This is a genomic window from Streptomyces sp. NPDC004788, assembly GCF_053601115.1.
Genome location: NZ_JBSGBF010000104.1, coordinates 19,836 through 27,560, shown reverse-complemented (window position 1 = coordinate 27,560; position 7,725 = coordinate 19,836). Strand labels below are relative to the sequence as shown.

The following is a 7,725-nucleotide window of genomic DNA, read 5'->3' as shown; positions in this document are numbered from 1 at the left end:
CTCGTCCGCCTGGCGCACCGCTCGCCGCCCCCGGCGCCGGCCCGCGCGATGCGCGCGGGCCGCCGCACGGCCTTTTCCCTCCCTCGTATCTCCCTCCTTCGTTTCTCCCACCCTCGTACGTATCTTTCGGAGCCTGTCCCTCCATGTCCCCGCAGCAATCCCTTTCGTCCAGGCAGTCCAGGCAGTCCAGGCAGTCCGGCACCGGACTCGTCCTGGCCCTCGGCCTCGCCGCCATGGTCGTGTCGATGATGCAGACGCTCGTCGTCCCGATCCTGGCCGTCGTCGAGCACCAGCTCGACATCACCACGTCCGCCGCGAGCTGGCTCACCACCGCGACCCTGCTGTCCGCCGCCGTGTTCACGCCGCTGCTCGGCCGGCTCGGCGACCAGCGCGGCAAGCGGCCGGTCCTCATCGCCGTCCTGGCCCTGACCGTCGTCGGCTCGGTCCTCGCCGCCACGACCAGTTCGCTCCCGCTGCTCCTCGCCGCCCGCGCCATGCAGGGCGCCGCCACGGCGATCTTCCCGCTCGCCCTGTCCGTACTGCGCGACGAACTTCCGCCGCGCCGGCTGCCCGGTGCCATGGGTCTGGTCAGCGGCACCCTCGCGGTCGGCAGCGGTCTCGCCCTGGTCGGCGCGGGGCTGCTGACGCGGGGCGCCGACCCGGACTACCACCGGGTGTTCTGGCTCGCCACGGGTCTGTCCGTCGTCGCGCTCGTGGTCGCCGCCGTGACCGTCCCGCCGTCGCCGCGTCCGTCGGGCGGGCGTACCGACTGGCTGGGCGCCGGAGCGCTCGCCGCCACGCTCGTGCTGCTGCTCCTGCCGGTGTCGCAGGGCAACACCTGGGGCTGGGGCTCGGCCCGTACGGTCACGCTGTTCGTCGCGGCCGTGGTGATGGCGGCGGTGTGGGTGCTCGTCGAACGGCGGGTGCGCGAACCGCTCGTCGACATGGGGATGTTCGTACTGCGGCCGGTTCTCTTCACCAACGTCGCGGGGCTGCTGCTCGGCTTCGGCATGTTCACGCAGTTCATCGCCGTGTCGTACCTCGTGCAGACGCCGACGGCGCTCGCCGGATACGGATTCACCGCCTCCGTCCTGTCGGCGGCCGTCACCTATCTCCTGCCCGCGACCTTCGCCTCGCTCGTCGGCGCCCAGATCGCCGGTCTCCTCGTGCGCCGCGTCGGAGCCCGCGTCACCCTGGCGACCGGTGGTGTCTTCGGCGTCCTCGGCTATCTGTGGCTGGCGCTCCAGCACGGCACCACCGGCTCGGTGATCGCCGCCGGCATGCTCACCGGCCTCGCCGTGAGCTTCGGCCTGGCGTCGCTGCCCGCGTTCATCGTGGCGGGCGTGCCGGTCCACCAGAGCGGCATCGCGAACGGCATCAACTCCATCGCCCGCTCGGTCGGCAGCGCCGTCGGCAGCGCGGTGATCACCTCGCTGCTCACCGCACGCCTCATCAAGGGCCTCCCGCCGGGCGTCCCGCCGCTGCCCCAGGAGTCCCAGTACACGACCGCGTTCGTGATCGGCGCGATCGCGTTCGCGCTGGTGACGGTCACGGCGCTGACGGGGCTGCGGATCGAGGACGGGCGCGGGAAGACCGTGATCCGGGCGGCCGGGCAGGACGAGACGGTCCGGACGGCCGGGCAGGACGAGACAGTCGGGACGGCCGGGCAGAACGAGACGGTCGGGACGGCCGGGACGGCGACGGAACCGGCCGTGGCCGGGCCGGCCGTGGCGGAAGGCGCGGGTACCCGATGAGAGGCCCCGCTCGGTAGGGGCTTCGCGCACCTCACCCGCGCCGCCCGGGCAGGAAGCGTGCCAGGGCGGCGCGGGCGAGGGCGAGGTGGGACTCCTCGGGGTGGGTGGTGAGGCGGATCTTCACCCAGGCTTCGTCGAGACACATTCCGGTCACCCGGGACAGCCTCCTGGCCTGCCAGGAAGTGATGGGGGACCAGATCCAACGACGCCGACCGAGCTGCTTCATGAGCTGCTCAACGAGGTGACCCACCTCACCGAAACCGTACAAACCGGTCAAGCTATCCGGCTGGTGCGTAACCCGCCGGACGGGTGGTGAAGGTGCCGCGGCCCTGGGTGCGGCTGCGCAGGCGCGAGGCATAGCCGAAGAGTTCGGCCAGCGGGACCGTCGCCGTCAGCACCGCCGTGCCGCCCCGGGTCGTGGAGCCGTTGACCCGGCCGCGGCGGGCGGCGAGGTCGCCCAGGACCGTGCCGACGGCGTCCTCGGGGACGGTGACCGTGACCTCGGCGACCGGTTCGAGCAGCGTCATCTCGCTCGCCCGGAGCGCCTCCCGCAGGGCGAAGCGGCCGGCCGCGCGGAAGGCGAGCTCGGAGGAGTCCTTCACGTGCGTGGAGCCGTCGGTGAGCGTGACGCGGACTCCGGTCACCCGGTTGCCGCCGAGCGGGCCCTCGGCGAGGGCGTCGCGGCAGCCGGCCTCGACCGCGCGGGCGAACAGCGGCGGTACGCGGCCGCCGACGACGGTCGAGCGGAACACGAAGTCCTCCTCGTTCTCCTCGGTGAGCGGTTCCAGATCGATGACGACGTGGGCGAACTGGCCCGCGCCGCCGTCCTGTTTGACGTGCCGGTACGCGAGGCCGGTGACGCCCCGGGCGACCGTCTCCCGGTACGCGACCCTGGGCCGCCCGACCACGACGTCGAGGTCCTGGGCCTGGCGCAGCTTCTCGACGGTGACCTCCAGGTGCAGTTCACCCAGGCCCGAGAGCACGGTCTGCCCCGACTCGGGGTCGGTGCCGACGACCAGGGACGGGTCCTCCTCGGCCAGCCGGGCCAGGCCCGCGGCGAGGCGCCCGGTGTCGATGGCGCGCCGCGCCTCGACGGCCACCGAGACGACGGGGTCGGCCCGTTCGGGCTCCTCCAGCACCACCGGCGCGTCGGGCGCGCAGAGCGTGGCGCCGGACCGGGTGGACTTGGGCCCGACGACGGCGACGATGTCGCCGGCCGCGGCCAGTTCGGTCTCGGTCGTACGGTCGGCCTGGACGCGCAGGATGCGGGCGACGCGCTCGGTGCGTCCCGCCGTGGTGTCGAGCACGGTGTCCCCCTTTCGGAGCGTTCCCGCGTAGACGCGGAGGTAGGTCATACGGCCGGTGGACGTGACGCCCACCTTGAAGGCGAGCGCGGTGAACGGCGCCGCCGGGTCGGCGGGGTGCCGGTCGGGGCGTACGGGCGGCAGGTCGGCGGGCGCGGGCAGGTACGCGGTGACGGCGTCGAGCAGCGGCTCCACACCGCGGTTGCGGTAGGCCGAACCGCACAGCACGACCGTCGCCTCGCCGGAGAGGGTGAGGTCGCGCAACGCGGCGACCAGCGTGTCCGCGCTCAGCGCGCCCTTGGCGCAGAACTCCTCCAGGGCGGCCGGATGCAGCTCCGCGACCTGTTCGTCGAGCGCGCGCCGCCGGTGCTCCGCCTGCTCGCGCAGGGCATCGGGCACGGGTCCTTCGACCGGGCCCTCGCCCTGCGCGACGCCGCCGGGCCACTCGTACGCCCGCATCCGGACCAGGTCGACGACGCCGGTGAAGCCGTCCTCGCGGCCGATGGGGAGTTGGACGGGCAGCGGTACGGTGCCGAGCCTGGTCCGGAGGGACGCCACCGCCTTGTCGAGGTCGGCGCCCGCGCGGTCGAGCTTGTTGACGAACGCGATGCGCGGGACGCCGTGCCGGTCGGCCTGGCGCCACACCGACTCGCTCTGCGGCTCGACGCCCGCGACGCCGTCGAACACGGCGACCGCGCCGTCCAGGACGCGCAGCGCGCGTTCGACCTCGCCCGCGAAGTCGACGTGGCCGGGGGTGTCGATCAGGTTCAGCCGGTGGCCCGCCCACTCGCAGCTGACGGCCGCGGAGAAGATCGTGATGCCCCGGTCCCGCTCCTGCGGGTCGAAGTCGGTGACGGTCGTGCCGTCGTGGACCTCGCCGCGCTTGTGGGTGGCGCCGGTCAGATAGAGGAACCGCTCGGTGAGGGTGGTCTTGCCGGCGTCGACGTGGGCGAGGATGCCGAGGTTACGGAGGTGTGCAGAGGTACGCATGATGATGGTCCTTCGCGTGCGATGCGGAAGCAGGGCAGCGCGATTCCCGTGACGATTCGCTGTACGGGTACGACCTCGTCGCGGGTCAGCGGTGACGGCCGCGCAGCCGGCACCGGACGGGACGAGAGGCGAGGATCACGTCGTACCGGGCGCGGGAGACGACGGCGCCGGCGGTGGCGGTGCGCATGGTCGTCTCCCTTCATGGCTCGTTCATCTGACGGTTCGTCGACCGACGGTGCGTCGGATCGTCCGCGTGAGCGAGTGTAGGGAGACGCGGTCCGGATGAGACACCTGTTTTTCGACTTGTCGGAGATCACGTCCCGAGCTATCTTGCATTACATGGTTCCTGGTGACGCAAGTAACGAGGCGGGGGGCAGGGTTCCCAGCCAGCTCCGCAAGGGCGTGCTGGAGCACTGCGTCCTGGCGCTGCTCAGGGACGGGCCGAGGTACGGCATCGAGCTGCTCGGCGAGCTCTCCGCGGTCAGCGTGATGACCACCAGCCAGGGGACGATCTACCCCTTGCTGTCCCGGCTGCGCCGCGAGGGACTCGTCGACACCGAGCTGCGCGAGTCGCCGAGCGGTCCGTCCCGGCGCTACTACACGCTCACCCCGGCCGGCCGGGCGGCTCTGGCCGAGTTCACCCGCGCCTGGCCGCTGTTCCGGGACGCCGTCGACCACTTTCTCAACGACCCGCAGGGGGAGCCCTCATGAACACCATCGACCACCCGCTCGTGACCGCCTACCTCGACGCCGTCGCGCACGAGACGGCCGGACTGCCCGCCGAGCGCCGGGCCGAGCTCCTGGCGGATCTGCGCGAGCACATCGAGGTGAGCGGCGCCGAGGGCGAGCAGCAGCTGCGCGAGGTCCTCGCGGACCTGGGCGAGCCCCGCACGGTGGCCGCGTCCGCGCTCGCCGAGGAGCCGGTCACCGCGACGGTCACGGTCGGTCAGCCCGTACGGCCCGGGCGCGCCTGGCCCACCGTGCTGCTGCTCGCCGCGGCGGGGCTGCTCTTCCTGTTCAACATGGTGGTGGGCGCGGTGGCGCTGCTGGTCGGGCTGTGGCTGCTGTGGAAGTCGCCGCTCTGGGACCAGCCGAGCAAGGTGATCGGCACGGCCGCCTCGGCAGCGCCCCCGGTGGTGCTGCTCGTCGGCGGCCTCTTCCTGGCCGCTCCCCGGATCGGCCCCACGGAGGTGCTGCTCCTCGTCGCGTTCGCGCTCGCCGTGCCGGCGATCGGCGCCGTGACCCTGCTGCGCACCGTGCGCCGCTAGCGCTCGACACGAAACAGACGAAACAGACGTAACAGACGAAGGCGCCCGGCCGGGAGACCCCGGCCGGGCGCCTTCGCGGTGTCTTACAGCCGTGCGAGTGGGCCCCGGTCAGCCACTGACGGGGGCGGTGAGGGCCGGACCCGCGTCGGCGCGCGAAAGGGCCTCCTGCGTCGCCTCCGGAACCCCTACGCCTCACCCCACACCGCCCGCCCCAAACCAGAAACGCACTCCTTTCGCAGGTCCCTAACAAGGCCGCTCACGCCAGGCGGAGCCGTTATCCAGCCGTTACAAACGGGCACTTCATACCCATTTGACGGCGTTTTCCGCGCCCCTCCGCCGCCATTTCCGTATGCCGGGCGGCTCGCGCGGCTATCACCCTCCACCGCCCCACCACAACCCCCTCGCACCAGGAAGTTCACCGATGTGCTCGGTAGCTTCGGCGCCCATGACCACAGCACACGCCACCACTGCGACCGCCGGCCTGGACATCGGCCGGGCCGAGATCACGGACGGCGCCGACCTCTGGCGGATCGCCCACGAGGCCGGGGAACTGGACGTCAACTCGCCCTACAGCTATCTGCTGTGGTGCCGGGACTTCGCCGGGACGACCGCCGTCGCGCGGGACGCGACCGGGCGCGCGGTCGGGTTCGTCACCGGCTATCTGCGGCCCGAGGCGCCGGGGACGCTGTTCGTCTGGCAGGTCGCCGTGGAGGGTTCGTATCGCGGAACCGGGGTAGCCGGAGCACTGCTCGACGCTCTGGCCTCCCGCGTGGCGGCCGAGCACGGGCTCGTCCGGATCGAGGCGACGGTCACACCGGGGAACGTGGCCTCCGACCGGATGTTCCGTTCGTTCGCGCGCCGGCACGGCGCCGGGGTGGCGCGGGAGGTCCTCTTCCCGACGGCCGTGTTCCCCGAGCCGGCCGGCGCCGACGAGCCGCACGGGACCACTCCCGCGTCACACGAGCCCGAAGTGCTGTACCGCATCGGGCCCCTGACGCCCTGACAACCCCTGTCAGGCCTCCCTGACGCCCTGACAGCCCGCCCGGACCGACCGACCACCCACCCGCCACGTACCACCACCTCTTGCGGAGCACGCGTGACCATCCTCACCACCCCTCTCAGCACCCTCGTCCCGTCCGTCTTCGAGACCGTCGAGTCGGAGGTGCGCAGCTACTGCCGAGCCTGGCCCGTGGTGTTCGAGCGGGCGAGCGGCAGCCGGCTGTACGACGAGCACGGGCGGCCCTTCCTCGACTTCTTCGCCGGCGCCGGATCGCTCAACTACGGCCACAACAACCCCGTACTGAAGCGCGCGCTGCTCGACTACCTCGCCTCCGACGGCGTGACGCACGGCCTCGACATGTCGACCACGGCCAAACGCGACTTCCTGGAGACCTTCCGCAACACCGTCCTGGAGCCCCGCGCCCTGCCCTACAAGGTGATGTTCCCGGGCCCCACCGGCACCAACGCCGTCGAGGCCGCGCTCAAGCTCGCCCGCAAGGTCACCGGCCGGGAGACGGTCGTCTCCTTCACCAACGCCTTCCACGGCATGTCCCTCGGCTCGCTCGCCGTCACCGGCAACGCCGCCAAGCGGGCCGGTGCCGGAGTGCCCCTCCCGCACGCCACACGCATGCCGTTCGACCACTACCTGGGCGGGCGGACCCCCGACTTCCTGTGGTTCGAGCGGCTCCTCGACGACCCCGGTTCCGGCCTGGACCGCCCGGCGGCCGTGATCGTGGAGACCGTGCAGGGCGAGGGCGGGATCAACGTCGCCCGCGCCGAGTGGCTGCGCGGGCTCGCGGAGCTGTGCCGGCGGCACGAGATGCTGCTCATCGTCGACGACGTGCAGATGGGCTGCGGCCGCACCGGTGACTTCTTCTCCTTCGAGGAGGCGGGCATCACGCCCGACATCGTCACCCTGTCGAAGTCCATCAGCGGCTACGGCCTGCCGATGGCGCTGTGCCTCTTCCGCGCCGAGCTGGACCAGTGGCAGCCGGGCGAGCACAACGGCACCTTCCGCGGCAACAACCCGGCCTTCGTCACCGCGACCGCCGCCCTCGACGCGTACTGGCGCGACGGCGCCCTGCGCGAGCGCACCCTCGGCCGGGCCGAGCGGGTCGAGCGCGCCCTCACCGACCTGTGCGGCGACGACGGGCGCACGGCCCGAACCGTCCGGGGCCGCGGGCTGGTCTGGGGCCTGGAGTTCGCCGAGCCGGAGCGCGCCGCGGCCGTGTGCCGACGGGCCTTCGAGCTCGGGCTGCTCCTGGAGACCTCCGGACCGCACGACGAGGTCGTCAAGCTGCTGCCGCCGCTCACCGCCACCGACGACGAACTCGACGAGGGTCTCGGCATCCTCGCCCGGGCCGTCCGCCACGCCGCCGCCGGCCGCTCCGCCGCCTGAACGAAAGGCCA

7 protein-coding genes are annotated in these 7,725 nt (G+C 72.6%); 5 read left to right on the top strand and 2 right to left on the bottom strand.

What is annotated here, in order from left to right; translation table 11 throughout:
* Window positions 1–143 precede the first annotated feature (143 nt).
* The gene (locus ACWEJX_RS31895) at window positions 144–1,754 is read left to right on the top strand and encodes an MFS transporter (RefSeq protein WP_451610892.1); all 1,611 of its coding nucleotides are present in this window, start codon (window positions 144–146) and stop codon (window positions 1,752–1,754) included.
* 31 nt (window positions 1,755–1,785) lie between these two features.
* On the opposite strand, the gene ACWEJX_RS31890 is transcribed toward ACWEJX_RS31895, so the two are convergent.
* Window positions 1,786–1,908 carry a hypothetical protein gene (locus ACWEJX_RS31890; protein WP_451610891.1) on the bottom strand — a complete coding sequence of 41 codons (123 nt, stop codon included), beginning with the start codon at window positions 1,906–1,908 and terminating at the stop codon, window positions 1,786–1,788.
* 124 nt (window positions 1,909–2,032) lie between these two features.
* Complete coding sequence (fusA, locus tag ACWEJX_RS31885; RefSeq protein ID WP_451610890.1) at window positions 2,033–4,048, bottom strand: elongation factor G; 2,016 nt, start codon at window positions 4,046–4,048, stop codon at window positions 2,033–2,035.
* Between the two features lie 339 nt (window positions 4,049–4,387).
* Between fusA and ACWEJX_RS31880 the strand changes: the two genes are divergently transcribed.
* From ACWEJX_RS31880 to ectB, 4 genes are all read left to right on the top strand, one after another.
* Entirely contained in the window at window positions 4,388–4,759 is a 372-nt protein-coding gene (locus ACWEJX_RS31880; protein WP_403791147.1) for a PadR family transcriptional regulator, read from the top strand.
* On the top strand, window positions 4,756–5,316 hold the full coding sequence (locus ACWEJX_RS31875; RefSeq protein WP_451610889.1) for an HAAS signaling domain-containing protein: 561 nt from the start codon (window positions 4,756–4,758) through the stop codon (window positions 5,314–5,316). Before ACWEJX_RS31880 ends, ACWEJX_RS31875 begins: the two co-directional genes overlap by 4 nt.
* A 445-nt stretch (window positions 5,317–5,761) precedes the next feature.
* Window positions 5,762–6,319, top strand: coding sequence for a diaminobutyrate acetyltransferase (gene ectA / locus ACWEJX_RS31870; RefSeq protein ID WP_451610888.1), 558 nt, complete (start codon window positions 5,762–5,764; stop codon window positions 6,317–6,319).
* 99 nt (window positions 6,320–6,418) lie between these two features.
* Complete coding sequence (gene ectB / locus ACWEJX_RS31865) at window positions 6,419–7,714, top strand: diaminobutyrate--2-oxoglutarate transaminase (protein WP_451610895.1); 1,296 nt, start codon at window positions 6,419–6,421, stop codon at window positions 7,712–7,714.
* The last annotated feature ends 11 nt before the right edge of the window (window positions 7,715–7,725 follow it).

What these genes read in the sequence shown, in the direction of transcription:
- ACWEJX_RS31895 (WP_451610892.1), top strand. Translation starts at nt 144, where the DNA reads ATGTCCCCGCAGCAATCCCTTTCGTCCAGGCAGTCCAGGCAGTCCAGG.
- fusA (WP_451610890.1), bottom strand. Translation starts at nt 4,048, where the DNA reads ATGCGTACCTCTGCACACCTCCGTAACCTCGGCATCCTCGCCCACGTC.
- ACWEJX_RS31880 (WP_403791147.1), top strand. Translation starts at nt 4,388, where the DNA reads ATGGTTCCTGGTGACGCAAGTAACGAGGCGGGGGGCAGGGTTCCCAGC.
- ACWEJX_RS31875 (WP_451610889.1), top strand. Translation starts at nt 4,756, where the DNA reads ATGAACACCATCGACCACCCGCTCGTGACCGCCTACCTCGACGCCGTC.
- ectA (WP_451610888.1), top strand. Translation starts at nt 5,762, where the DNA reads ATGACCACAGCACACGCCACCACTGCGACCGCCGGCCTGGACATCGGC.